This is a genomic window from Streptomyces sp. N50 (genome assembly GCF_033335955.1).
Taxonomy (GTDB): Bacteria; Actinomycetota; Actinomycetes; order Streptomycetales; family Streptomycetaceae; genus Streptomyces.
The window spans coordinates 2,886,563-2,911,726 of record NZ_CP137549.1 but is presented as its reverse complement, the minus strand read 5'-3'; the positions used below and the strand labels follow the sequence as shown (position 1 = coordinate 2,911,726).

Below are 25,164 nucleotides of genomic sequence, written 5' to 3'. Positions count from 1 at the left end.
CGGCTGTCGTGGTTCTTGATGGTTCGTGACGGCCGGGTGCCGGATTCACGGGGGTTGGTATGACGGGCTGGGACCTGCGTCCGCAGGGCATTCAGCATGTGCTGACGACGACGGGCACGACGGCGTCGCATCTGGAGACGTACGCGAAGGACTACGGCGCGCATCTGCAGTCGGCGGCGTCGAGCGCGGGCACGATCTCCGCGGACGGCGGATCGGGCGGATCGGGCGGATCGGGCGGCGCGTCGGGCGGTAAGGACGGCGGGAAGGCCCAGGGCGGCCTGGTGGCGCTGGCGCTCTCGCAGTACGCCGAACACGCCATGAAGGACCTGCAGTTCATCGCCGCGAGGGCGGGCAAGTCGATGCAGGGCGCGGTGGACGCGACGACGGCGTATCTGAACGGCGACGACGCCATGGCCGCAGAGGTGCAGCGCAAGGCGTCCATGCCCGGGGTGACGATGCCGGGAGTGGGTCAGCGGTGATCAATCCTGACGAGATTCCCGAATTCACCGGTGATCTGGAGCAGTTGGAGAAGGACTACGGCGATCTGAAGAAGGACGCCGGGCACATCCGCTCCACGGGTGCGGATGTGCACTCACAGTTCCAGGGGCTGTCGGCGTACTACCACGCTCCCGAGGCGGAGACGCTGTTCGCGTCGACGAAGCCGGTGTCGGACCGCTCGGACACCTTCGCCACGGACCTGGAGACGGTCTCCTCGGCACTGTCCGGGTATGCGACCGAGATCCGTCCGCTGGTGGCGAAGCTGAAGCAGCTGAAGACGGAGGCGACGGAGTTCGTCGCCTCGGTCAAGGGGGACGACGACTGGGAGTACGACGGGGACAAGGTCGACAAGCACAACCGGATCCGGGACGACATCACGGCGGCGGTGGCGGCGTTCTGGGCCGCCGAGCGGACGTGCCACAACGAGATCACGGCGCTGTGGCACGGCACGCAGATGGTCGCGGGTGACGGTTCGGACCGGAAGGACCAGTACGGCTACAACGCGTCGGACCTGAAGGACGCGAAGCTGCCGTGGGGCGACCCGGTGGAGGAGAAGCACCACTGGTACGAAGTCGGCCACTGGGTGAAGTCGTTCGTGTGGGACGGCCTGATCGTGGACGGCGTCTGGGGCACGATCAAGGGTCTGGGGACGCTGGTCGGGTTCGGCGGCTGGGACGCGATGGGGCAGGCGTGGAAGGGCCTGGCGCAGTTGGCGACCGGGCTCACGCTGTCGATGATGCCGGGTGCCCAGCTCGCGTTCTGGGCGCTGCCGGACAAGGCCCTGCCGTCGTGGTTCCGTGAGTCGCGCAACACGATGAAGCAGACGGGGAAGGCGCTGCTGGCGTGGGACGAGTGGGGCAAGAACCCCGCGCGTGCGGCGGGTGCGGTCACCTTCAACGTCCTCACCACGGTCTTCACCGGCGGCGAGGGCGCGGCCGCGGCCGGCGCCGGCAAGGCGGGCGCGGTGGCCAAGGCGGTCTCCCTGGCCGGGAAGGCCGGCAAGATCATCGACCCGATGACGTACGTCATGAAGGGCGCCGGGGCGGGCCTGTCCAAGGTCGGCGACATCGCCAAGAACCTGAAGGGCGTCGGCAAGATCGACATCCCGACCCTCCCCGACGGCTCCGTACACCTCCCAGACGGCCGGCTCCTGGAGCCGAACGGAAACCTCCTCGACCACGCGGGCAACGTCGAGACGACCCCGATCCCGAAGGAGGCGGCGCCTGGGCTGCCGGCCCACTGGACGGTCCCGGCGCCGGAGACGGTGCCTGTGGGGGTCTCCCATGCGGCGGACAACGCCGCACACGGGGCGCTCCCGCACACACCGGCCAAGGTCCCGGGCGGGCTGCCGTCGGCTGCGGGCAACGGGATTCACGGCGGTATTCCGAAGGCTGCAGGGGACGGGATCCATGGCGGTATTCCGAAGTCCGTCGGCGACGGTGTCCACGGCGGGGTTCCGCACTCGGTGAGCAACGCCGTGCATTCCGGCACCCCGCATGTACCGGGCAACGGGATTCACGGCGGTATTCCGAAGGCTGCCGGGGATGGTGTCCACGGCGGGGTTCCGCACTCCGTGAGCAATGCTGTGCATTCCGGCACCCCGCATGTACCGGGCAACGGGATTCACGGCGGTATTCCGAAGGCTGCCGGGGATGGTGTCCACGGCGGGGTTCCGCACTCCGTGAGCAATGCTGTGCATTCCGGCACCCCGCATGTCCCCGGCAACGGGATCCACGGCGGCATCCCGAAGTCCGTCGGCGACGGTGTCCAGGACGCGGTTCCGCACGTCCCGGACAACGGCATCACCGGAGGCGTCCCGCACGTCCCCGGCAGCGGCGTTCACGGAGGCATCCCGCACAGCACGGGCGACGCGGTCTCGGCGGGCGGGCACGCCGGTACGACGCCTTCGGCTTGGTACCACGAGACCCCGACGGCCCCGGCGCACGAGGTGCCGCACACCACCCCGCACGACGCGCCGCCGGCCGCTCCGCACACGGGCGGGCATGACACCCCGGGTACCGGCGGTCATCCAGATCACGGCGCCGGTCACGATGGTGCCGGTCATGACGCCGGGCACGCCCACGACGCCGGGCACGTAGGCGACCACGGCGGCCTCGGGCACGACGCGGCGGACATCGCCGGGCACGACGGCGTGGACGCGGCTACCCCGGGCCACGCCGGCAGTGAGGTGCCGGGGCATGGCGGGGCCGGCGACACGTTCGAATACAAGCCGCATGTCTCGGCGGATGAGTTCGACGACCTCTCGGTCGCGGAGAAGCACAGGGTTGCAACCGCAGAGTTGTCGGAAGGGACCTTGCCATTCGCGGACAGCAAGGCAGCGATCGAGTACGGACAGGACTACTGGAACGACTACGTCGACAACCTGGACCCGTCCGCACGCCAGGCGCTCAACGACTACTCGGGCGACTTCTTCCCTTCGTACAAAGACATCAATGGCTACTTGCGGGGGAGCCACGGATTCAGCTCGCGCCCGGAGGTGTTGCACGACATCGCCGAGATGGACCGCGTACTGTCCTCGCGGGCTGTTCCAGACACCATCATGGTGGTACGGGGCACCGACCTGGGCTACCTCAATCTGCGTTCGCCGATGGACATGCTCGGCCAGACTTTCCCGGACCTGGGGTACACCTCCACGTCTCTCGGTGATCATCCGGTCGGAGCGTTCAAAGACAAGGAAGCGGTCATGCACCTTCGGCTTCCGGAGGGCACGCCCGCTCTCTGGCTGGAGAAGGTCAGCAACTACGGCGCGGAAGAGCGGGAGCTACTCCTTGCCCGTGGCACCGAATACAGAGTGACCAGGGTCTTCATGGACAATGGCAAGATCCACGTGTACGGCGAAGTCCTGCCCCGGAGTTAGGGAGCACTGTACGGATGAACGAGGAACAGCGGCTCAATCCGAGGTTGAACGAGGACCTGAGGTTCACCCCCAAGCCGGGAGGGCCGGCGCTGTACGGCGCGACGACCGAGAAGCCCGTTCAGTACCTCACCGTGGCCGAAAGGGACGGCAACGTGATCGGATACGTCTGGGCGAACGATGAGGACGACGCCGCCGGATGGGAAGTCCGCAAGGCAGGCGGTGACGACGCGTTCAACAAGGGCGCGCGGTGGGCCCGGAAACTGCACGACGCCAAGGCCCGTGGGCTCGCGCCGACAACTGCTCTGGCAGAAATGGTCAGGGACTCCGATCCCGCAAGCTCCAGCCATGTCGTGCCTGATTCCCTGCAACAGGCTCCGAGCCTCAAGACAGTCACGGCCCTGGCCGAGCAGTGAGTAAACCGATCAACCCGCGTTCTGACGATGGCATGTTGTGTCGCCGGGTCCGCCGCATTACCGGACCCGGAGCGACAAGCCGGTGCGGTACTTCACGGTGGCCGACAAGGAGGGCGGCGCGGCCCTGAGTTATGTATGGGCCGACGACGACGAGGACGCCGCCGCGTGGGTGCCGCGCGCGGCTGCCGGCGGACGGGCCCTCGCCGAGGGCGGTCACTGGCACGCCCGGAACGCCGCCGCGGTCGAGGCCCTTGCCAAGGGTGACTAGGAGACATACGCACCACCATGAGCAGTGAACGACCGGTCAACCCGCGCTTCGCCGAGGGCATGTGGTTCCAGGAGGCGCCCGGCGGTCCGGCACGGTATCGGGACAGGACCGACAAGCCTGTGCGGTACTTCACGGTGGTCGACAAGCAGGGCGGTGCGGTTCTCGGATACGTGTGGGGCGGTGACGAGGACGACGCCGCCGCGTATGTGCCGAGGCGGGCCGCGGGTCCCGTGGGGGCGAACGAGAGCATGTCCTGGATCAGCAGGCTGCGTGAAGCCAAGGCGCGGGGTATCCGCCCGTCCCAGGCCATCGCCGAGTTCCTGGCCGGACCGGAGCCCGGTGGCAGAGGCCGCCCTCTGTCGGGTTCCCTCACCGACGCCCCGAACACCGCCGCGGTCAAGACCATCGCTCAGGAGGCCTGACCCCGCATGCAGCACCGGCACCCCGTCCAGTACGTGGCCGTCGAGACCCCCGACGGCGACGTCGTCGGATACGTCTGGGCCGACTACGCCGAAGGCACCCTGGAGTGGTCGCGGCGCGCCGCGACCGGTGTCGACGGGTATCGCCTCGGCGAGACATGGGCGGCCAAGGTGGCGGAGACCCGCGAGCGAGGCATCCCCCTGGCCGGTGCGCTGACCCAGCTCGCCCGCGACGCCGGCACCGGGCCCCCGGTCGATGTCCCCGGCCCCGAGGCCGTGGACGAACTCGCCCGCGCCGTCACCGAGGCGGACGACCGGCGCCTGCTGGCCCAGCTCGACCACGACGACGTCGAAGCCTGGCAGGAGCTGGCCGACGCCTACGCCGCCCTCACCGACGACGACCGTGACGTCCGCTGGGGCGGCGGCGAGAAGAACGCGAACGGCGCGACCCAGTGGCCGTATCCGGTCTACAGCAAGCCGCTGTGGCGGGTCGTCAAGGCCCTGTGGGGCATCGGTGCCGTCACCTCGGAGTACCGCTGGAGCTCCGCTCCGCCTCCCGCGGTGCCGCCCCACGGACGGCTGCGTCCCGCGGACGCCGTACGCGCCGCGACCTTCCTCGCGGTCGGTGAGCGCGTCAACGAGGGGTCGGTGGACGAAGCCGTCCAGAGCGGCCTCTTCGACGCCATGGTCGTCGCGCTCCTGGACCGGCACGCCGCGCACCCCGCTCAGTGAGCCGGATTCGACATCGGGAACCCCAGGTGTGCAGGTCCTGCGGAGATTTCGGCGCCGTTCCCGGCATCCCGGCCTCCCCGGGTACGCCGCCCGCGCGTCCATGTTTTATGTTGCACGGGCGAAGTCACGGGGACAGGGGGGATGCGCTATGCCGTACGACGGGTCGTCCGCTCCGGTCATGACGCTCGCCGAGGTCGAGTCCGTCGCCCGTGCCGCGCACGCCGCCCAGCGGGACAAGGCCGGCCGGCCCTACGCCGAACACCTGGAGGCCGTCGCCGAAGGCGTACGCGCCCGCGGTGGCGGTCGCGAACTCATCGCCGCCGCCTGGCTGCACGACGCGGTCGAGGACGGCGTGCTGAGCGAGGAGTGGCTGGCGGCGGCCAACCTCACCCAGCGCACCAAGGACGTCGTACGGGCCCTGAGCAAACGGCCGGGCGAGGAGCCGCGGGCGTACGCGGAGCGGATCCTCGCCACCGAGGGCGCGCTGCTCGTCAAGGCGGCCGACCTCGCGCACAACGCCGACCCGCGCCGGCTGGCCGTACTCGACGAGCCCACCGCACGGCGTCTGACACGGAAGTACGCCGCCATGCGGGAGTACCTCGGCCTCACCGCCGAAAGCCCTGACACCCCTGAAACCTCCACGCCCCTTAACGACTGACGACCGCACAGAGAACAACCCAGAGAACAACAGAGACCACAGGCACAGGACCAACTCAATGGCACGGGACTACGACAGCCAACTGCTGGAGTCGGTGGCGGTGCGCCGGCGCCGGATGCGCGACGCGCTGCTCTTCGGCGCGCAGCGCACCCGGCGCTCGGCCGACGAGCGGCTCGGGAAGGTGTTCGCGGGCATCGCCATCGCGGCCGTCCTGTGCGCCGGATGCGTCGGGTGGTCCTTCCTGCAGGCCACCCTGGCCAAGCAGAAGCAGCAACAGCAGCAGGAGCAGCAGCAGTACGGCAGCAGCCCCTCCGCACAGCAGTCCTCCGCACAGCCGTCCTCGGCGACCTCGGCCGCCTCGGCCACAACTTCGCGATGAATGGGTTCCGGTAAGTGGTGAGTGCAGCAACGACGTCCCGGACGCAAACGGCGTCCCGGACACAACTGAGCCGGGTCACGCTGGTCGGTGAGCGCAGACGCGTCGACATCGTCCTGCCGTCGGACACCCCGATCGGGCAACTGCTGCCCGACATCCTGCAGTTGCTCGACGACCGGGCCGCCACGCGGCCCATGACCCGGCAGCTGATCACCTCCGACGGCTCGGTGCTGCCGCACGAGGCCACCCTGTCCTCGTCCGAGGTGCCCGACGGCGCCGTGCTCCAGCTGGTGCGCGCCCACGCCGCGCCGCCCGCACCCGTCGTGCACGACGTCATCGACCAGGTCGCCGACGATCTCGATCTGCGGGCCTGGCGCTGGCGGCCCGCCGCGCGCCGGGCCAGTTCCGGGGTGGCCACCGTCGTGTTCGCCGTGGCCGCGGCCCTGCTGGCCCGGCGCGAGTTCGCGCTCGAGTCCGTCACCACCGCGCTCGCGGTCGTCACCCTCGTCTTCGTGATCGCCGGCGCGCTCGTCTCGAAGATCGGTGACGGCAACCGCGGACTCGCCACGGCACTGCTGCTCGCCTCCGGAGGGCTCGGACTGCTCGCCGCCTGGACCGCCGCCGACGCCTACGGCTGGTCAGGACCGGCCCGGCTGGCCGGTGTCGTCGCCGCGCTGGTGCTCACGCTCGTGCTGCTCGCCTACTTCTCCCCGCTCGGCCGGGGCGCGCTCCTCGGGGCCGGCGCCACCGCCTTCATCACCCTGGTGTGGGAGGCCGTCGCCGCCGTACAGGACCGGCCGGACCGGATCGGCGCGGTGATGGCCGTGTTCTCCGTCGTGCTGCTCGGCATGCTGCCGCGGCTGGCGCTGATGGCCTCGGGGCTGACGGCACTCGACGACCGGCGTTCCGCGGGCACGTCGGTCAGCCGCCACCAGGTCGCCAACGCGCTCGCCGCGACGCACCGCGGGCTGGCGCTGATCACCGTCGCCACGGTCGTCTCGGCCGCCGCCGGCGGCTGGCTGCTGACCGCGTCCGGGCAGCCGACCGTGTGGACGGTGGCCCTCACCTCGCTCACCGCCGTGGTGCTGCTCTCCCAGGCCCGTGCCTTCCCGCTGGTCGCCGAGGTGGTGGCGCTGTTCGGCGGCGCCGCGCTGCTCGTCGTACGGCTCGCGGTGGAGTGGGTGGACCACGCGGGCGGCGCCGGGGCGCTGGTGCTGCTGTGCGTCGCCGGGGTGCTGCCGCTGGTGGTCCTCGCGGTCCAGCCGCCCGAGCACGTGCAGGTACGGCTGCGGCGGATCGGCGACCTGATCGAGTCCCTCGGCGTGATCGGGCTCTTCCCGCTCGCCGTCGGGGTGTTCGGCATCTATGGGCAACTGCTCAACAAGTTCTGAGGCCAGGGCAGGAGTGAAGGGCGACATGCCGAACGGGGACAACTGGCAGAGCGACGTGCTGCGCGATCTGAGAGGCGCTACGCATCAGCCTCAGCATCAGCAGCCTGTGCCGCCGCAGCAACAGCAACAGCAGCTATCGCCGCAACAGCAACAACCGCTATCGCCGCAACAGCAACAACCGCTATCGCCGCAACAGCAACAACCGCTGCCGCAGCAGGGGTCCGGTGCCCCGGCGTACGGCTACCCGCAGCAGCAGGCGTACGCCGACCCGCCGCCTCCTCAACACCAGCAACACGCCCACACCTACCAGCCGCAGCCCCGCGCCCCGCACCGCGTCACCCCCGACTCCCGCCCCGTGCTCGACAAGCGGCTCGCCGCCGCCGGGCTCAAGCCGCGGCGCGGTGAGGCGTTCGGTGTCCGTGCCCTGCGCGCCGTACGCCGTACCGTCTCCTCCTCGGCGGCCCGCGAGGTCGCCGACAGCGCGGCGACCGCCGAGGTGCTGCAGCAGGCGGTCACCACCGGGCGGCAGATCGCGGTGACGTCCATCCGCGGCGGCTCCGGCAAGACGACGGTCGCCGCGCTGCTGGGCGCCACCTACGCCCACTACCGCCAGGACCCGGTGCTCGTCGTCGAGGCCGACCCCGCGCTCGGCTCGCTGCCGCTGCGGCTCGGCGCGGAGAGCCTGCGCTGGACCACCGGTGACCTCGCCGGACTGGTGGAACCGCAGATGTCGCTGCTCGACGTCACCGGCTACCTGGTCCAACTCCCGGGCAACGCCTGGCTGTTGCCCGGCAGCCAGGGCCAGGTCGGTGCCATGCTCGACACCACGGGCTACGAGCGGGTCATGGTCTCGCTGCGCCGTTTCTTCGGGGTGACCGTCGTCGACTGCGAGACCCTGCCCGCCGAGGTCGCCCGTACCGCGCTGTCCGCCGCGCAGGCCCGGGTGCTCACCGTGCCCGCGACGCTGGAGGGCATCGCCAGCACCCGCGCCGTCCTGGAGTGGATGCGCAACCTGCCCCCGCACGTGCTGGCCTCCACCGTCGTCGTCCTCACTGCGACCGCACCGCACCCCGGCGTCGACCTCGCCAGGGCCACCCAGGAGCTGACCGAAGCCGGAGTCACCGTGACGGTCCTGCCCTACGACCGCCACCTCGCGTCCGGCGGCACCATCCGTACGGATCTCCTCGCCCGGGCCACCCGGCAGGCCGCCACCCGGCTGGCCGCCGACGTCTTCCAGCTCTCCCAGAAGCAGCGCTGACCGCCGACAGGAAGGCACCGAGGCACCGAGGAAACCGACCCGAGGACCAGGCATCGTAGATGAGCACCCGACTGATCCACCGTCCCGCGCGCACCACCCGCCCGCCGGCCGCCCCCGAGCCGCGCACCATAGAGGCGCCGCCCAACCTGCCCGAGGGCAAGGCCGGTTCCGTGCTGCACTCGCTGCTGCCCGTCGCCGGGGTCATGTCGTCCGTCGTGATGATGACCTTCGTACGCAACAGCCAGTTCGCCGGGCTGGGCGCGATCATCCTCGTCGTCACCCTGGCCGGCTCCCTCGCCATGGCCTTCTCCCAGCGGGGCAAAGCCCAGCGCGTCCGCCGCACCCAGCGCGAGGCCTACCTGGCCTACCTGGAGGACCTGCGCGAACAGCTGGCCAAGGAGGAACGCGAACGGCGCGAGCGCGCCCAGGTGCTCAACCCGCCGCCGGACGCGCTCTACGACATCGTGCGCGACCCCGCCCGGCTGTGGGAGCGGCGCCGGACGGACGGGGACTTCCTGCGGGTGCGCGTCGGCACCGGCCAGATGCCGGTGCGCGATCTCCAGATCGCCCAGCAGGGTTCCTCCGCGCTCACCCCGCCCGACCAATTCATGCTCAACGAGGCCTCCGCGCTGACCTCCCGCTTCAGCACCGGCACCGAACTCCCGCTCACCGTGCCGCTCGACCGCGTCGGCAACATCAGCGTCATCGGCCCGCGCGAGGACACCCTGCGCGTCGCCCGCGCGCTGCTTGTCCAGGCCGCCGCCACCCACGCGCCCGACGACGTGGCCGTGGCCGTCGCGGCCCCCGGCGACCGGCTGGCCGACTGGGAGTGGGTCAAGTGGCTGCCGCACCTGCTGGACACCGAGCAGTTCGACGGCCCGGTCGCCGCCCGCCGGATCGCCCCCTCGCTGCCCCAGCTCGCCCGGCGGATCGGCGGTGAGCTGCGCCGCCGCGCCTCCTACGCGGCCGAGGTGCGCCGCGGCATGTCCGGCAAGGACGCGCTCGGCCTGACCTCCCGGCTCCTCGTCGTCGCCGACGCGCACGGGGGCGACGCCGTCGACCTGCCGCGCCCCGACGACGCGGTCGGCCTGCGGGAGATGGGCGTCACCGTGCTGCACCTGCTCGACGAGCGGGTACGGGAACCCGGCAGCGTCGGCGTGCGCATCACCGTCGACGGCGCCCGGACCGTCATCGAGGACCTGCGCGAGGCCGAGCCGATCAGCGCCCACGGCACGGTCGACGAGGTCGGCACCGCCCTCGCCGAGGGCCTGGCCCGGATGCTCGCCCCGCTGCGGCTGTCCGCGGAGTCCCTGGTCGGTGCCCCGCTGACCGGTCCGGTGGACTTCGCGGAGCTGCTCGGCATCGACGACGTCGCCGACCTCGACCTGGACCGGCTGTGGGCGCCCCGCGCCGAACGCGCCTTCCTGCGCGTCCCGATCGGCGTCGGCGACAGCCACGAACCCGTGCTCCTCGACCTGAAGGAGTCCTCCGAGCTGGGCATGGGCCCGCACGGCCTCTGCGTCGGAGCCACCGGTTCCGGCAAGTCGGAGCTGCTGCGCACCCTCGTCCTCGCGCTGCTCGCCACCCATCCGCCGGACGACCTCGCGCTGGTCCTCGTCGACTACAAGGGCGGCGCCACCTTCGCCCCCTTCGCGGACGTCCCGCACGTGGCGGGTGTGATCACCAACCTGGAGAACCAGGCCGGCCTCGTCGAACGCGTCCACGCCTCGCTCGCCGGCGAGGTCAAGCGCCGCCAGCAGGTCCTCAAGGAGGCGGGCAACGTCGCCGACATCGGCCACTACGCCGCCCTGCGCGCCGAGAAGCGCCCCGACCTGGAACCGCTGCCCCACCTGTTCGTCGTGATCGACGAGTTCGGTGAACTCCTCACCGCCAAGCCGGACTTCATCGACCTGTTCCTGTCCATCGGCCGCATCGGCCGATCCATCGGCGTCCACCTGCTGCTGTCCAGCCAGCGCATCGAGGGCGGCAAACTCAAGGGCCTGGACACCTATCTGTCGTACCGGCTCGGCCTGCGCACCTTCTCCGCCGACGAGTCCCGCACGGTCCTCGACACCACGGACGCCTTCCACCTGCCCCCGCTGCCGGGCTTCGGCTACCTCAAGGTCGACACCAGCCACTACGAGCGGTTCAAGGCGGGCTACGTCTCCGGCGCCTACAGCGGCCCCGTCCGCCGCGACACCGAGGACACCGGCCCACTCGCCCTGGAGTACCCGGCGTACAACACCCTGGGCCAGGGCGAGAGCACGGCATCCGAGGAGCCGCAGATGCGGCGCCGCGAGACCGGGCTGACGGAGATGGGCGTCATGGTCCGCCAGATCGAGAACGCCGACACCCGTCCCGTACGCCAGATCTGGCTGCCCCCGCTGCCCGCCGCCGTCGCCCTCGACCAGGTCGCCGGACCCGTCGAGGTGGGCCCGCGCGGCATGCAGCTGGCCCGGCGCCGGGGCCCGCTCCAGGTGCCGCTGGGCGTCCTGGACGACCCGGCCCGGCAGTGGCAGGGCCAGTGGTACCTGGACCTCACGGTGGCGGGCGGACACGCGACGGTCATCGGCGGCCCCCAGTCCGGCAAGACCACCCTGCTGCGCACCCTCGCCCTGTCCCTGGCCCTCACCCACACCCCGCAGGAGGTCGGCGTCTACGGCCTCGACCTGGCCGGCGGCGGTCTCCAGGCGCTGGCCGGCCTGCCGCACGTGGGCGGGGTGGCCGGCCGTGCCGACCGGGAGCGGTGCGCCCGTACCGTCGACTCCGTGCGCGGCATGCTGGACCAGCGCGAGGAGCTGTTCCGCCGCCACCGCATCGACTCCCTGGAACAGCTGCGCACCCTGCGCGCCGCGGGCCGCGTCCCCGAACTGGCCTCCACGGAGATCGTGTTGCTCGTCGACGGCTTCGGCGCCCTGCGCGACGACTTCGAGGAACTCGACGAAGGCGTCGGCGACATCCTCAAGCGCGGCAGCGGCTACGGCATCCACGTCGTCGCCGGCATGCTGCGCTGGAACGATGTCCGCATCGCCGCCCAGTCCCAGTTCGGCACGCGGGTGGAGCTCAGGCTGAACGACGCCGGCGAGTCCAGCATCGAGCGCAAGCTCGCGCAGACCCTCTCGCCCGACGAGAAGGGCCGCGTCCTCACCGACACCAAGCTCTTCGCCCAGGTCGCCCTGCCCCGCACGGACGGCGTCGCCGACACGGCCGACCTCGGCACGGTCCTGGAACACACGGCCCGTACGATCCGCGCGACCTGGTCCGGCGAGACCGCCCAGCCGGTCCGGGTCCTGCCGCACGTCCTGGAGCCGCACCTGCTGCCCGGCCCGGCGGCCGAACCGCGCCGGGTCCCGATCGGCCTCGACCAGACCCACCTGGCGCCCGTGCTGCTCGACCTGTTCGAGCACGACCAGCACCTGCTGATCATGGGCGACAGCGAGTGCGGCAAGACCAACCTGCTCCGGGCCGTCGTGGAGGGCCTGATCGAGCGCTACAGCGAGGACGAACTGGTCTTCGGCGTCATGGACCCGCGCCGCGGCCTGCGCGGCGCCGTCCCCGAGGAGTACCGGGGCGGCTACGCCTACAACGCCAAGCTGTGCGCGGGCCTGTCCGCGGGCATCGCCGCCGAACTGGAGAAGCGGCTGCCCGACGAGAGCGCGGACGGCGCGGACCTGGAACCCGGCAGCTGGGGCTCGGGCCCGCGGATCGTGATCCTCGTCGACGACTACGACGTCCTCACCACCGCCGGCCAGCAGCCGCTCGCGCCCTTCCTGCCCTACATCCCCTCGGCCCAGGACATCGGCCTCCACTTCGTCCTCACCCGCCGGGTCGCGGGCGCCTCCCGGGGCCTGTACGAGCCGCTGCTGCAGAGCCTGCGCGAGTCCGGCGCCTCGGCGCTGGTGATGGCGGGCGACCGTAGCGAGGGCCAGCTCTTCCCCGGTGTGTACGCCGGGCAGCAGCCGTCAGGTCGCGGCGTCCTGGTCCGCAGGGGCGAGCCGAACCGGCTGATCCAGACCGTCCACGCGGGAACCAGGCAGGACAGCGTGGGCACAGGCAACGGGACGAGGTACCCATGACGAAGGATGTCGTCGCTCTCACCAGGACGATGCCCGACCCGCTGAGCGTGCTCGCCGGGCTGCTGGCCGGCGGCCCCGACCTGCTGGCGGGCGTCGAGGGGGACGGCGCGGTGGTGCAGCTCTGCGACGAGCGGGGCCGTCCCCTCGTCTCCGTCGAGGCACCCCTGCTGGTGCGGGTCAGGGGCGAGGCGGCGCGGCTGCTCGGGGCGACCGAGCCCGAGGTGCCGTACTGGTGGACCGAGGCCCGTGCCACCACCGGCGTCAAGGAGGCCGAGGAACTCGCCGGCGCCTTCGCGGCCCGCGTCGCCACCCTGGTCGGCGGCACCGCCTGGCCGCCGCAGGCGGCGCGGTCGCTGGCGGTGGTCGACACCGACGGGGTGCGCGCGGTGCCGACCCCGGCCGCGGCGCAGCCCGCCGTGGACGTGCTCACCGACAAGGTCGCCGTGGTGATCCAGGACCGCCCGGTGGTCGCGATGACCGCCTGGCTCTCGAACGCCTTCAAGGCCGTCGCCGACGCCGGACTGGGCCTGCAGATCGTCACCCCCGCCGGCACACGCCTGTCCCCGGCGGTCCGCGGCAGCCTGACGGGCTGGCCCTCGCGCTGGGTGGTGCAGGACGAGAAGGACGGCTACTACGACGGCCTCTCCGGAGCCGTACTGCGCTGGGACAACGGCCTGTTCGTGACGGCCGACGCCCCGGACGCGACGGCGGAGGACCCCCGCACCCCCGTGGCCGAGTCGTTCACCCCCGAGACCGCCGACGACGGCGAACGCCAACTGGCCGTGTCCTTCCGGGCCGTCCATCCGGCCGACGACCGGCTCGTGCTCGGCGGCGCCCTGGAAGCCGTATGGCGCGAGCTCACCGGAGAGCCACCGGCGGGCTGGGGCACCGAGGAGCCCGCCAACCTGCCTTGGTCGCTACGGCAGTTGACCGACCTGGCCCACGAGCGGACGCCCGAGCCGACCTGGCTGGTGGTCGTCGGCACTCCGGAGCGCCCGGGCCTCGCGACGGTCCGGATCAGCCGTACCGAGGCCGGTGTGGAGGAGGATGTCACGCTGGCGTTCGGCTACGGCCCGGGGGAGACGGTGCCGACGGACGCCGACGTGACCCGGGCGGCGGAGGTCCTCGCCACCCGGCACGACCTGCAGTCGATGCTGGTCCAGGTCCGCCGGGCCCGCCGCGATCTGTCCGTCCCGCCGCGCTTCGAAGGACCCGGCGTCCCGTACGCCTTCGTCCTCGGCGCCGAGGAGGTGCGCGAGCTGCCCGGCGACCGGGCCAGGCGCACCCCGCTGCCGCGGCCGCCGCGGGAGTTGGGCCCGAAGAGGCGCCCGGCGTTGTACTACCCCTTCCCGGGCGACCCCTCGGACCTCGCGGGATGGGCGGACTTCGAGCGGCTGATGAGGCACCTCAAGGGCGCCTGAGCAGGCCGCTCAGCCCACCAGTGCCCGCTGCCGCTCACGGGCGGCCTCGGCCGCGTCACGCCTGAACGCCCACTCCATGCGGGGCTCGATCACGAAGCGGAACACCCGGCGTACGGGTGGGGTGCACAGCAGGGTGACGCCGGTGAGCGCGAGGGCGGTCACCAGGGCGACGCCGTAGGGCCGGTGCAGCCAGGCGTGGTCGTACAGGCCCGCGTAACCGGCGCCCTTGATCAGGAAGCCGTGCAGCAGATAGCCGTACAGGGTGCCCGCGCCGAGCGCCGTGAACCAGGTCGTGCGGCTCGGCACCCAGGAGTAGAAGGCGGCGGTCAGCAGCAGCGAGCAGCCGAACATCGCGAGCGTCATCACCGGCCCGACCCACCAGGGCGCGGCGAACTCCTGCGCGGAGTCGTGGTGGTAGAGCCAGCTCGCGTTCATCCGCGGCACCGCCCAGTAGCCGAACACCAGCGCGCCCACGAACACCGGCACCGCCAGCCTCCGCGCCTCGGGCCGCCGCACCAGCCGGAAGTGCTCGGGCCTCAGGACCAGTCCGAGCATGAAGTACGGCAGGAACTGCGCCGTCCGCTGCAGATCGAAGTCGTCGGTCATGGCCGGGGTGCAGGAGGCGAGCATGGCGATGCCGAGGGCGATCGGCAGCGGGTGGCGGACCAGTTTCCAGATCGGGGTGGTGAGCCGCCAGATGAACAACGAGCAGAGGAACCAGGTGAGATACAGCGGGTCGAGCAGGGTGATCTGCTGGTGCGGGTCGTCGTTGGCGTAGCGGCTGAAGAGCGAGTACGCGATCTCGAACACGACGTACGGCAGCGCGACACCGGTGAGGAGCCGCTTCAGCCGGGCGGGGCTCATGTCGAAACTGCGGGAGAAATAGCCGGAGATGACGATGAACGCCGGCATGTGGAAGCTGTACACGACCATGTACAGGCCCTGGAGCACTCTGCTGTCGCCCTTCAGCGGCTCCCAGGAATGCCCGACGGCGACCAACAGGATCGCCAGGTACTTCGCGTTGTCGAAGAACGCGTCGCGCGATTTGGGCTGTTCGTTCTTTTCGTTCTGTTTGCTCTGTTCGTTCTGGCCCGGGGGCGCGTCAACGTGGAACATCTGAGGCACCCTAGCGTTGCCTGTGGGAATCGGTGAAACCATCGGACGCGCGTCCGGAATCTGTTCACGATGTCATGATTCATCCCGATCAAAAGGCGCAAAAGGTACGCGGGGAAAGCCTGTTCATGTGCGCATGCCAATAATGCGAACGGACTGCGAACGCGTCTGTGCCGAACCTTTGCGACCAACGATGCGTCACCCGCCGCATAGGTGGGCCGCGTTGGTGGCACGATGGTTCTGGCGGGGTGCGCGGGTTGCGTCCCCGGGCCGGGAGCGGACCGACCGAGGGTGTGATCAGTTGTGGCCATTTCACTGTCTGTGGTGCTGCTGTTGGCAATCATCCTGGTGGTGTTGATCCGAGGGGGATCGATCAAGGCCGGCCCAGCCATAGTCGCGATCCTCTTCGGCTTCTTCCTCGCCTCGACCGGGATGGCTCCGTCCATCAACCGGTTCATGAACTCACTGGCGGAGACGATCAACTCGATCAGCTTCTGACCTCGATCGGTTTCCGACGCTTGACCGGCTTCTGATGGAGGCGCGCGTGCCGCCCTGTTCGCGGCGCTCGCCGCCTACGCTCTCGCCATGCTCCGGCTCCGACGACTCCCCGCATCCGGCCAAAAGGCGGGGAACGCGTCAGGGCCAGACCGAGGAGTGATCCTCCGGCCTGGCCCTGAGACGTATGGAGCGGGCGACGGGAATCGAACCCGCGTAGCTAGTTTGGAAGACTAGTGCTCTACCATTGAGCTACGCCCGCACACGACGCGCCGCAGGTCAGACGACCGCGGCACAGAAGGCATCGTAGCGGGTCGGGTGCCCTCCGCGCACACCGCATTCCCCATGCCCCCTCCGGCACCCCGGCGCTCGTGAAATGCGGCGGCCTCACCGCCTGCGGGCATGTACCCTACGTGTCGCACCAGACGGGGTGTGGCGCAGCTTGGTAGCGCGTCCGCTTTGGGAGCGGAAGGCCGTGGGTTCAAATCCCGCCACCCCGACCACCTGCCGGACCTCCGGGTCCGGTATCACACCAGTACCTCGCGGGATCGCCTTTTGGGGGGTCTCGTCGCTGCGGCTACTATGCAAGCTGCGCGCCCGTGTGTCTCTCACACTCTGAAGTCCTCCGGGCGACCAGAAACCGCCGGACCTGTCTGGGTCCGCACACCAAGAAGTCAGCCCCCAAGGAGACCGAACCGTGAAGAGCGCCGTGGAGACCCTGAACCCGACCCGGGTTCGGCTCAGCATCGAGGTGCCCTTCGAGGAGCTCAAGGACAGCCTCGACGCGGCGTACAAGAAGATCAACCAGCAGGTCACGGTGAAGGGCTTCCGGAAGGGCAAGATCCCGGCGCGCGTCATCGACCAGCGGTTCGGCCGCGGTGCGGTCCTGGAGGAGGCGGTCAACGACGCGCTTCCGAAGTTCTACACCGAGGCGGTCAACGAGGCGGAGCTCAACCCGCTCGGCCAGCCCGAGGTCGACATCACGGAGCTGAAGGACGGCGAGACGCTGAACTTCACCGCCGAGGTCGACATCCGCCCGACCATCGAGATCCCGGACTACTCGGGCATCGAGGTCGAGGTCGACGCCGTGGAGGTCAGCGAGAAGGACATCGACGAGTCCGTCGAGCAGCTCCGCGAGCGCTTCGCGGCGACCTCCCCGGTCGAGCGCGCCGCCGCCGACGGTGACGTCGTCACCCTCGACCTGGAGGCCAAGGTCGACGGCGAGGTCCTCGAGGACGGCGTCGCCGAGGGCGTCTCCTACACCATCGGCTCCGGCGAGCTGCTCGAAGGCATCGACGAGGCCGTGACCGGCCTGGAGGCCGGTGGCGAGGCCACCTTCGCCTCCGAGCTCAAGGGCGGCTCCGCGGCCGGCCAGGAGGCCCAGGTCACCGTCAAGGTCACCCAGGTCGCCGCCCGCGAACTGCCCGCGCTGGACGACGAGTTCGCACAGCTCGCCTCCGAGTTCGACACCCTGGAGGAGCTGCGCGCGGACAGCCGCAAGCGCCTCGAGAACATGAAGCAGTACGACCAGGCCACGCAGGCCCAGGAGCGTGTCCTGGAGAAGCTGCTGGAGCTCGTCGAGGTGCCCGTCCCCGAGAAGCTGCTCGAGGACGAGATCAACACCCGCAAGCACAACCTGGAGCACCACCAGCTCGGCCAGATGGGCCTCGACCTCGAGAAGTACCTCGAGATCCAGGGCAAGACGGCCGAGGAGTTCGACACCGAGACCAAGGAAGCCGCGGTCAAGGGCATCAAGACGCAGTTCGTCCTCGACGAGCTCGTCAACAAGGAGAAGCTGAACGTCAACCAGGAGGAGCTCACCGAGCACCTCATGCGCCGCGCGGCCTCCTCCGGCATGTCCCCCGACCAGTTCGCCCAGGCCGTCGTAGAGGGCGGCCAGGTCCCCCTCCTGGTCGGCGAGGTCGCCCGCGGCAAGGCCCTGGCCGTAGTGGTCGAGGCCGCCACGGTCAAGGACACCAACGGTGAGGTCGTCGACCTCGATGACGAGGACGACGAGACGGCCACCGAGACGGCCGAGGCCGTCGAGGAGCCGACCGAGGCGTAAGCAGCAGGACAAGAGGGCCCCGGGGAGATCAGACCCCGGGGCCCTCTTGGCATACGTCCACAGGGGCGCCCCAAAGGGGCGCGGGGAACGGCGCGACAAGCCCCCACCCACCCGCAGCCCCGATACAAGCGCAACCACCCCACCCCAGGGGCTTCCGCTCAAGCCAGCGCAGCGCATGCGCTGACAGCGAACAGTTCCCTTTGCGGGATTCCCCGGAGGGACCCGCGCGTTAGGGTCCATGAATACGAGGGCAGGGGAGTCCCCGTTGCCCCCGGCAGTACACGTGAGACGGCCCGGCGCCGTCGTAAAGACGAGCAGGTGGATACGTGACGAATCTGATGCCTACAGCCGCCGGCGAGCCCTCTATCGGTGGCCTCGGCGACCAGGTCTACAACCGGCTGCTCGGTGAGCGGATCATCTTCCTCGGTCAGGCGGTCGACGACGACATCGCCAACAAGATCACCGCGCAGCTCCTCCTCCTTGCCGCTGACCCCGACAAGGACATCTATCTCTACATCAACAGCCCCGGCGGCTCGATCACGGCCGGCATGGCGATCTACGACACCATGCAGTTCATCAAGAACGACGTGGTGACCATCGCCATGGGCCTCGCCGCCTCCATGGGCCAGTTCCTTCTCAGCGCGGGTACCCCGGGCAAGCGCTTCGCGCTGCCGAACGCCGAGATCCTGATCCACCAGCCCTCCGCCGGCCTGGCCGGTTCGGCCTCCGACATCAAGATCCACGCGGAGCGGCTGCTGCACACCAAGAAGCGCATGGCCGAGCTCACGTCCCAGCACACGGGCCAGAGCATCGAGCAGATCACCCGCGACTCGGACCGCGACCGCTGGTTCGACGCGCTGGAGGCCAAGGAGTACGGCCTCATCGACGACGTGATTCCCACGGCCGCCGGTATGCCGGGCGGCGGCGGCACCGGGGCCTGAGGCCCCAGGACAGCCACCAGCCGACCGCCACAGCCCCCAGGAGAGAGACAGTGAACAACTTCCCCGGCAACGGCCTGAACGACCTCGCACGCGGCGAATACACGGCTCCCGCCGCCGAGTCCCGTTACGTGATCCCGCGCTTCGTGGAGCGCACCTCGCAGGGCGTCCGTGAGTACGACCCGTACGCGAAGCTCTTCGAGGAGCGCGTGATCTTCCTCGGTGTCCAGATCGACGACGCGTCGGCCAACGACGTCATGGCGCAGCTGCTGTGCCTGGAGTCGATGGACCCGGACCGCGACATCTCCATCTACATCAACAGCCCGGGCGGCTCCTTCACGGCCCTGACTGCGATCTACGACACGATGCAGTTCGTGAAGCCGGACGTCCAGACGGTCTGCATGGGCCAGGCCGCGTCCGCCGCCGCCGTCCTGCTGGCGGCCGGTACGCCGGGCAAGCGCATGGCGCTGCCGAACGCGCGCGTGCTGATCCACCAGCCGTACAGCGAGACGGGCCGGGGCCAGGTCTCCGACCTCGAGATCGCGGCCAACGAGATCCTCCGCATGCGTGCCCAGCTGGAGGACATGCTGGCCAAGCACTCGACGACCCCGCTGGACAAGATCCGCGAGGACATCGAGCGCGACAAGATCCTCACGGCCGAGGATGCCCTGGCGTACGGCCTGATCGACCAGATCATCTCCACCCGGAAGATGAACAACGCCGACGTCCGCTGACCCGGACCTGTATCGTCCACCACCCCTTGGCACGTCCACGTGGAAGTGAACCGTGCCAAGGGGGGCCCGAACGGGGGGCCCGGCAAGGTACCGTCGGACATAAGGCAGCACCAGGAGTCGCTGTACCCAGGCGACTCCCAGGCGAAGGGGAAGCACACCGTGGCACGCATCGGTGACGGCGGCGATCTGCTCAAGTGCTCGTTCTGCGGCAAGAGCCAGAAGCAGGTCAAGAAGCTCATCGCAGGGCCCGGTGTGTACATCTGCGACGAGTGCATCGACCTCTGCAACGAGATCATCGAGGAAGAACTCGCGGAGACGAGCGAGGTCCGCTGGGAGGAACTCCCCAAGCCCCGCGAGATCTACGAGTTCCTCGAGGGTTACGTCGTCGGCCAGGAGTCGGCGAAGAAGGCACTCTCGGTCGCGGTGTACAACCACTACAAGCGCGTCCAGGCCGGTGAGAACGGCGGCGGCCAGAGCCGCGAGGACGCCATCGAGCTGGCGAAGTCCAACATCCTGCTGCTCGGCCCCACGGGCTCGGGCAAGACCCTCCTCGCCCAGACCCTGGCCCGTATGTTGAACGTGCCGTTCGCGATCGCCGACGCGACCGCGCTCACGGAGGCGGGCTACGTCGGCGAGGACGTCGAGAACATCCTGCTGAAGCTGATCCAGGCGGCGGACTACGACGTCAAGAAGGCCGAGACCGGGATCATCTACATCGATGAGATCGACAAGGTCGCGCGGAAGAGCGAGAACCCGTCGATCACGCGCGATGTGAGCGGCGAGGGCGTCCAGCAGGCCCTGTTGAAGATCCTGGAGGGCACCACGGCCTCGGTCCCGCCGCAGGGCGGCCGTAAACACCCCCACCAGGAGTTCATCCAGATCGACACGACGAACGTCCTGTTCATCGTGGGCGGCGCCTTCTCGGGCCTGGAGAAGCTCATCGAGTCCAGGGCCGGCGCCAAGGGCATCGGCTTCGGCGCGACGATCCGCTCGAAGCGGGAGCTGCAGGCCAAGGACCAGTTCGAGGACGTCATGCCCGAGGACCTGGTGAAGTTCGGCATGATCCCCGAGTTCATCGGCCGGCTGCCCGTCATCACCTCGGTCCACAACCTGGACCGCGAGGCCCTGCTCCAGATCCTCATCGAGCCGCGCAACGCACTCGTCAAGCAGTACGAGCGCCTCTTCGAACTCGACGGTGTGGAGCTGGACTTCGAGCGCGAGGCCCTCGAAGCCATCGCCGACCAGGCCATCCTCCGCCAGACCGGTGCGCGCGGCCTCCGCGCCATCATGGAGGAAGTCCTCCAGGGCGTCATGTACGAGGTCCCGTCCCGCAAGGACGTGGCCCGCGTCGTCATCACCGCGGACGTCGTCCTCTCGAACGTCAACCCGACCCTGATCCCGCGCGACGCGCGGGGCCGCGGCCCGGGCGAGCAGAAGACGGCGTAACAGCCGCACCCAGTACGACACGAAGGGCGCCCGGTCAGTCAACTGACCGGGCGCCCTTCGTACTTGAAGCCTCGGGGCTAGCTCTTCACCCGAACTTCCGTGCGCAGCTTGGTCGTCATGGAGACGGCGGTGTCCTTGGACACGTCGGTCGTGTTGTCACCGGGAGAGACCATCGCGATGGTGCTGTAGTCGGCCCAGGCGCAGAACCAGTCGGTCTGCGTCTTCTTGGTCGCCTGGTTGGTGCCCTTGGCCGCCTGGCACTTCATGACCGCGCCGTCGACGTCGACCGACTCGGGGTCCCCGACCAGCTGGCTGCCGCCCGACGAACTGCTGGAGGAGCCGCTCTGCTTGACGTCCTTCTGGATGTCCGCGAAGAACGCGTCCAGGGCCTTCTGCGGATCGGCGATCTTGCCGTAGGCGCCGATGAGCGAGATGCCCTTGGCCGTGAGCAGCTCCGCCGCGCTGGGCGCGGTGGAGGGGTCGCTCGGGTTGTAGCCGCTCAGGTCGGCCGTCGTGTAGGCGCCGAAGACGGCGGTGCCGTTCTTGACGCCGCTCTTCTCCAGGTCCTTCACGGTCGACGAGCCGCTGTCGCTGGTGTCGCCGTCCTTGGTCGCCCGGTTGTAGTCACTGAGCACCTTCGCCGGCGTCGTCAGCTTGTGCGGACCGTCGTCCGCGAGACCGGATCCGCTGCCGCCCGCCAGCAGGAAGTACGCGCCGACGGCCACCGCGGCCACCACCGCGACCGCACCGATGACCAGCCCCGTCTTCTTCTTGCCGCCGCCCGCGGGAGGCTGCGGAACCCCGTACGGCGGCTGCCCGTAAGGAGGTTGGCCGTACGGCGGCTGCTGACCGTACGGCGGCTGCGGCTGGCCGTAGGGGCCCTGCGGCGGGACGCCCTGCGGGGGCTGCTGCGCCGGATAGCCGTAGCCGGGCTGGGCGGGGGGAGCCTGCTGGGGGTAGCCGTAGCCGGGCTGGGGGGCGCCCTGCGGCGCCTGCTGGGGAGGCTGGCCGTAGGGACCCGGCTGACCGTACGGACCGGGCTGCTGAGGCTGCCCGCCGTACGGGCCCGGCTGGTTGTAGCTCATTTCTGGGTTCCCCTCCAGATGCTTATGTGATCCCGACATCCTGGCTCAGTCACAGGAAGCGCAGAGCATCGGGGGCCGCACCGTTACAGAACAAACGCGTTTCGGGACACCCCCGGGACACCCCTAAACTGGGCCCGTGACCGAGAACGCTCATCAGCAGCCACCAGCGCCCGACTCCGAACTGCCGACCCAGTACGCGCCGGCCGATGTAGAGGGGCCGCTGTACGAGCGCTGGGTGGAGCGGGGTTACTTCGAGGCGGACGCGAAGAGCGAGAAGCCGCCGTACACGATCGTCATCCCGCCGCCGAACGTCACGGGCAGCCTGCACCTCGGGCACGCGTTCCAGCACACGCTGATGGACGCGCTGACCCGTCGTAAGCGCATGCAGGGCTTCGAGTCGCTGTGGCTGCCGGGCATGGACCACGCGGGCATCGCCACCCAGAACGTCGTCGAGCGCGAGCTCGGCAAGGAGGGCAAGTCCCGCCACGACCTGGGCCGCGAGGCGTTCGTCGAGCGCGTCTGGCAGTGGAAGGACGAGTACGGCGGCAAGATCCTCGGCCAGATGCGCCGCCTCGGCGACGGCGTCGACTGGACCCGCGAGCGCTTCACCATGGACGAGGGCCTCTCCCAGGCCGTCCAGACCATCTTCAAGCGGCTCTACGACGACGAGTTGATCTACCGCGCCGAGCGCATCATCAACTGGTGCCCGCGCTGTCTCACCGCGATCTCGGACATCGAGGTCGAGTACCAGGACGACGACGGCGAGCTCGTCTCCATGAAGTACGGGGAGGGGGACGACACGATCGTCGTCGCCACGACCCGCGCCGAGACGATGCTCGGTGACACCGCCATCGCCGTCCACCCGTCGGACGAGCGGTACAAGCACCTCGTCGGCAAGCTCATCAAGCTGCCGCTGACCGACCGTTCCATCCCGGTCGTCGCGGACGAGCACGTCGACCCCGAGTTCGGCACCGGCGCGGTCAAGGTGACCCCGGCGCACGACCCGAACGACTTCGCCATCGGCCAGCGGCACGACCTGGAGTCGCTGACCGTCATGGACGAGCGCGGCGTCATCACCGTCCACGGTCCCTTCGAGGGCCTGGACCGCTTCGAGGCCCGCTCCGCGATCGTCGCCGCCCTGCGCGCCGACGGCCGGATCGTCGCCGAGAAGCGGCCGTACGTCCACTCGGTCGGCCACTGCTCGCGCTGCAAGACGACGGTCGAGCCCCGCCTCTCCATGCAGTGGTGGGTCAAGGTCGCCCCGCTCGCGAAGGCGGCCGGCGACGCGGTCCGTGACGGCCGGGTCAAGATCCACCCCCAGGAGATGGAGAAGCGCTACTTCGACTGGGTCGACAACCTCCACGACTGGTGCATCTCACGGCAGTTGTGGTGGGGCCACCGCATCCCGGTCTGGTACGGCCCGGACGGCGAGGTCGTCTGCGTCGGCCCCGACGAGGAGCCGCCCACCGGCGAGGGCTGGACCCAGGACTCCGACGTCCTGGACACCTGGTTCTCCTCAGGCCTGTGGCCCTTCTCGACCCTGGGCTGGCCCGAACAGACCCCGGATCTCAAGAAGTTCTATCCGACCGACGTCCTGCTCACCGGCCACGACATCATCTTCTTCTGGGTCGCCCGGATGATGATGTTCGGCCTGTACGCGATGGACGGTGAAGTCCCCTTCAAGACCATCGCGTTGACGGGTCTGGTCCGCGACCAGTTCGGCAAGAAGATGTCCAAGTCCTCGGGCACGGCGGTCGATCCGCTGGACTGGATGAACGCGTACGGCTCCGATGCCGTCCGCTTCACCCTGGCCCGCGGCGCCAACCCCGGTACGGACGTGCCGATCGGCGAGCCCTGGGTCCAGGCGTCCCGGAACTTCGCCAACAAGATCTGGAACGCGACCCGCTTCGCGCTGATGAACGGCGCGACCATCGAGGGCGAACTCCCGCCCGCCGAGAAGCTGTCGGCCACGGACCGCTGGATCCTCTCCCGCCTGAACGAGACGATCGCCGAAGCCGACGCGCTCTACGACGACTTCCAGTTCGCCAAACTCTCCGACGCCCTCTACCACTTCGCGTGGGACGAGGTCTTCGACTGGTACGTCGAACTGTCCAAGACGACGTTCATGGCGGGCGGCGAGCCGGCGAAGGTCTCCGGCCGAGTCCTGGGCGAAGTCCTCGACGTCACCCTCAAGCTCCTCCACCCGATCGTCCCCTTCGTCACGGAGACCCTCTGGACGACCCTCACGGGCGGCGAGTCGATCGTCATCGCGGACTGGCCGAAGGACTCCGGCTTCCGTGACACGGCAGCCGAGCGTGAGATCGAGACCCTCCAGCAGGTCATCACCGAGGTCCGCCGCTTCCGCGCCGACCAGGGCCTCCAGCCCGGCCAGCGCGTCCCGGCCCGCCTCACCCTGACCGGCACGGCCCTGGCCCCGCACGAGGCCGCCATCCGCCAGCTCCTCCGCCTCCAGCCCGAGGGCGACACCTTCGAGGCAACGGCCACCCTCCCGGTCGCGGGCACCACGGTCGCCCTCGACCTCTCCGGCACGATCGACATCCCGGCGGAGCGGAAGCGCCTCGCGAAGGATCTGGCGGCAGCGGAGAAGGAGCGCCAGCAGGCCGAGGCCAAGCTCGGCAACGAGGCGTTCCTGGCGAAGGCCCCGGACAACGTGGTGGAGAAGATTCGTGGCCGCCTGGCCAAGGCCGCCGAGGACATCACCCGCATCAAGAACCAGCTGGACGGCTTGCCGGAGGCGTAGGGATTCGTAGGTGGGCGAGGGGCTCCGGTGCGTATGTAGCGCCCGGGCCCCTCGCCTGCCTTAGGGCGCCCGGGACCCTTTCAGCACAGGGCGCCCTCCCGTACCTAAGGGGCGCGGGGAACTGCGCGACCAGCCCCCA

20 protein-coding genes and 2 tRNA genes are annotated in these 25,164 nt (G+C 70.0%); 19 read left to right on the top strand and 3 right to left on the bottom strand.

What is annotated here, in order from left to right; genetic code table 11:
* The first annotated feature begins 59 nt into the window (after positions 1-59).
* The 12 genes from R2B38_RS12730 to R2B38_RS12675 all read left to right on the top strand — a co-directional run bounded on the left by R2B38_RS12730 (position 60) and on the right by R2B38_RS12675 (position 14,388).
* Complete coding sequence (locus R2B38_RS12730; RefSeq protein ID WP_318016332.1) at positions 60-479, top strand: DUF6507 family protein; 420 nt, start codon at positions 60-62, stop codon at positions 477-479.
* Positions 476-3,376: an ADP-ribosyltransferase gene (locus R2B38_RS12725; RefSeq protein ID WP_318016331.1), complete on the top strand. Its 2,901-nt coding sequence runs from the start codon at positions 476-478 to the stop codon at positions 3,374-3,376. The genes R2B38_RS12730 and R2B38_RS12725 overlap by 4 nt, the downstream gene beginning before the upstream one ends.
* Before the next feature lie 14 nt (positions 3,377-3,390).
* A complete protein-coding gene (locus R2B38_RS12720; protein WP_318016330.1) occupies positions 3,391-3,789 on the top strand; it encodes a hypothetical protein in 399 nt (132 codons plus the stop codon).
* An 82-nt stretch (positions 3,790-3,871) separates the two neighbouring features.
* Entirely contained in the window at positions 3,872-4,057 is a 186-nt protein-coding gene (locus R2B38_RS12715; RefSeq protein ID WP_318016329.1) for a hypothetical protein, read from the top strand.
* Between the two features lie 17 nt (positions 4,058-4,074).
* Entirely contained in the window at positions 4,075-4,479 is a 405-nt protein-coding gene (locus R2B38_RS12710) for a hypothetical protein (RefSeq protein ID WP_318016328.1), read from the top strand.
* Positions 4,480-4,485: 6 nt separating this feature from the next.
* Positions 4,486-5,208, top strand: coding sequence for a DUF6508 domain-containing protein (locus R2B38_RS12705; RefSeq protein ID WP_318016327.1), 723 nt, complete (start codon positions 4,486-4,488; stop codon positions 5,206-5,208).
* Positions 5,209-5,386: 178 nt separating this feature from the next.
* Positions 5,387-5,866 carry an HD domain-containing protein gene (locus tag R2B38_RS12700; RefSeq protein ID WP_318016326.1) on the top strand — a complete coding sequence of 160 codons (480 nt, stop codon included), beginning with the start codon at positions 5,387-5,389 and terminating at the stop codon, positions 5,864-5,866.
* A 58-nt stretch (positions 5,867-5,924) separates the two neighbouring features.
* On the top strand, positions 5,925-6,245 hold the full coding sequence (locus R2B38_RS12695; protein ID WP_318016325.1) for a hypothetical protein: 321 nt from the start codon (positions 5,925-5,927) through the stop codon (positions 6,243-6,245).
* 14 nt (positions 6,246-6,259) lie between these two features.
* Entirely contained in the window at positions 6,260-7,633 is a 1,374-nt protein-coding gene (gene eccD, locus R2B38_RS12690) for a type VII secretion integral membrane protein EccD (RefSeq protein ID WP_411978442.1), read from the top strand.
* A 25-nt stretch (positions 7,634-7,658) separates the two neighbouring features.
* Positions 7,659-8,891, top strand: coding sequence for a MinD/ParA family protein (locus R2B38_RS12685; protein WP_318016323.1), 1,233 nt, complete (start codon positions 7,659-7,661; stop codon positions 8,889-8,891).
* Positions 8,892-8,950: 59 nt separating this feature from the next.
* Positions 8,951-12,967 carry a type VII secretion protein EccCa gene (gene eccCa / locus R2B38_RS12680; RefSeq protein WP_318016322.1) on the top strand — a complete coding sequence of 1,339 codons (4,017 nt, stop codon included), beginning with the start codon at positions 8,951-8,953 and terminating at the stop codon, positions 12,965-12,967.
* Positions 12,964-14,388: a DUF6177 family protein gene (locus R2B38_RS12675; protein WP_318016321.1), complete on the top strand. Its 1,425-nt coding sequence runs from the start codon at positions 12,964-12,966 to the stop codon at positions 14,386-14,388. The genes eccCa and R2B38_RS12675 overlap by 4 nt, the downstream gene beginning before the upstream one ends.
* A gap of 9 nt (positions 14,389-14,397) precedes the next feature.
* Here R2B38_RS12675 and R2B38_RS12670 read toward each other — a convergent pair whose 3' ends face one another.
* The gene (locus R2B38_RS12670) at positions 14,398-15,504 is read right to left on the bottom strand and encodes an acyltransferase family protein (protein ID WP_318016320.1); all 1,107 of its coding nucleotides are present in this window, start codon (positions 15,502-15,504) and stop codon (positions 14,398-14,400) included.
* 300 nt (positions 15,505-15,804) lie between these two features.
* On the opposite strand from R2B38_RS12670, the gene R2B38_RS12665 reads away from it, so the two are divergent.
* On the top strand, positions 15,805-15,999 hold the full coding sequence (locus R2B38_RS12665) for a hypothetical protein (RefSeq protein WP_318016319.1): 195 nt from the start codon (positions 15,805-15,807) through the stop codon (positions 15,997-15,999).
* Between the two features lie 185 nt (positions 16,000-16,184).
* On the opposite strand, the gene R2B38_RS12660 is transcribed toward R2B38_RS12665, so the two are convergent.
* Positions 16,185-16,258 (bottom strand) — tRNA-Gly (locus R2B38_RS12660).
* A 164-nt stretch (positions 16,259-16,422) separates the two neighbouring features.
* Between R2B38_RS12660 and R2B38_RS12655 the strand changes: the two genes are divergently transcribed.
* The 5 genes from R2B38_RS12655 to clpX all read left to right on the top strand — a co-directional run bounded on the left by R2B38_RS12655 (position 16,423) and on the right by clpX (position 21,179).
* Positions 16,423-16,499, top strand: a tRNA-Pro gene (locus tag R2B38_RS12655).
* Positions 16,500-16,693: 194 nt separating this feature from the next.
* Positions 16,694-18,061: a trigger factor gene (tig, locus tag R2B38_RS12650; protein WP_318016318.1), complete on the top strand. Its 1,368-nt coding sequence runs from the start codon at positions 16,694-16,696 to the stop codon at positions 18,059-18,061.
* 338 nt (positions 18,062-18,399) lie between these two features.
* Positions 18,400-19,002, top strand: a complete 603-nt coding sequence (locus R2B38_RS12645) for an ATP-dependent Clp protease proteolytic subunit (protein ID WP_033285987.1) — start codon at positions 18,400-18,402, stop codon at positions 19,000-19,002.
* Between the two features lie 50 nt (positions 19,003-19,052).
* Positions 19,053-19,733 (top strand): ATP-dependent Clp protease proteolytic subunit, encoded by a 681-nt coding sequence (locus R2B38_RS12640; RefSeq protein WP_318016317.1) that lies wholly within the window; start codon positions 19,053-19,055, stop codon positions 19,731-19,733.
* Between the two features lie 159 nt (positions 19,734-19,892).
* Positions 19,893-21,179: an ATP-dependent Clp protease ATP-binding subunit ClpX gene (gene clpX / locus R2B38_RS12635; RefSeq protein ID WP_033285988.1), complete on the top strand. Its 1,287-nt coding sequence runs from the start codon at positions 19,893-19,895 to the stop codon at positions 21,177-21,179.
* A gap of 77 nt (positions 21,180-21,256) precedes the next feature.
* On the opposite strand, the gene R2B38_RS12630 is transcribed toward clpX, so the two are convergent.
* Entirely contained in the window at positions 21,257-22,264 is a 1,008-nt protein-coding gene (locus tag R2B38_RS12630; RefSeq protein ID WP_318016316.1) for a hypothetical protein, read from the bottom strand.
* 136 nt (positions 22,265-22,400) lie between these two features.
* Between R2B38_RS12630 and R2B38_RS12625 the strand changes: the two genes are divergently transcribed.
* Entirely contained in the window at positions 22,401-25,025 is a 2,625-nt protein-coding gene (locus R2B38_RS12625; RefSeq protein ID WP_318016315.1) for a valine--tRNA ligase, read from the top strand.
* Positions 25,026-25,164: the final 139 nt, after the last annotated feature.

Coding starts and splice junctions, on each gene's coding strand:
- R2B38_RS12730 (WP_318016332.1), top strand. CDS start 60: ATGACGGGCTGGGACCTGCGTCCGCAGGGCATTCAGCATGTGCTGACG.
- R2B38_RS12720 (WP_318016330.1), top strand. CDS start 3,391: ATGAACGAGGAACAGCGGCTCAATCCGAGGTTGAACGAGGACCTGAGG.
- R2B38_RS12710 (WP_318016328.1), top strand. CDS start 4,075: ATGAGCAGTGAACGACCGGTCAACCCGCGCTTCGCCGAGGGCATGTGG.
- R2B38_RS12705 (WP_318016327.1), top strand. CDS start 4,486: ATGCAGCACCGGCACCCCGTCCAGTACGTGGCCGTCGAGACCCCCGAC.
- R2B38_RS12700 (WP_318016326.1), top strand. CDS start 5,387: ATGACGCTCGCCGAGGTCGAGTCCGTCGCCCGTGCCGCGCACGCCGCC.
- R2B38_RS12695 (WP_318016325.1), top strand. CDS start 5,925: ATGGCACGGGACTACGACAGCCAACTGCTGGAGTCGGTGGCGGTGCGC.
- R2B38_RS12685 (WP_318016323.1), top strand. CDS start 7,659: ATGCCGAACGGGGACAACTGGCAGAGCGACGTGCTGCGCGATCTGAGA.
- eccCa (WP_318016322.1), top strand. CDS start 8,951: ATGAGCACCCGACTGATCCACCGTCCCGCGCGCACCACCCGCCCGCCG.
- R2B38_RS12675 (WP_318016321.1), top strand. CDS start 12,964: ATGACGAAGGATGTCGTCGCTCTCACCAGGACGATGCCCGACCCGCTG.
- R2B38_RS12670 (WP_318016320.1), bottom strand. CDS start 15,504: ATGTTCCACGTTGACGCGCCCCCGGGCCAGAACGAACAGAGCAAACAG.
- R2B38_RS12645 (WP_033285987.1), top strand. CDS start 18,400: ATGCCTACAGCCGCCGGCGAGCCCTCTATCGGTGGCCTCGGCGACCAG.
- R2B38_RS12630 (WP_318016316.1), bottom strand. CDS start 22,264: ATGAGCTACAACCAGCCGGGCCCGTACGGCGGGCAGCCTCAGCAGCCC.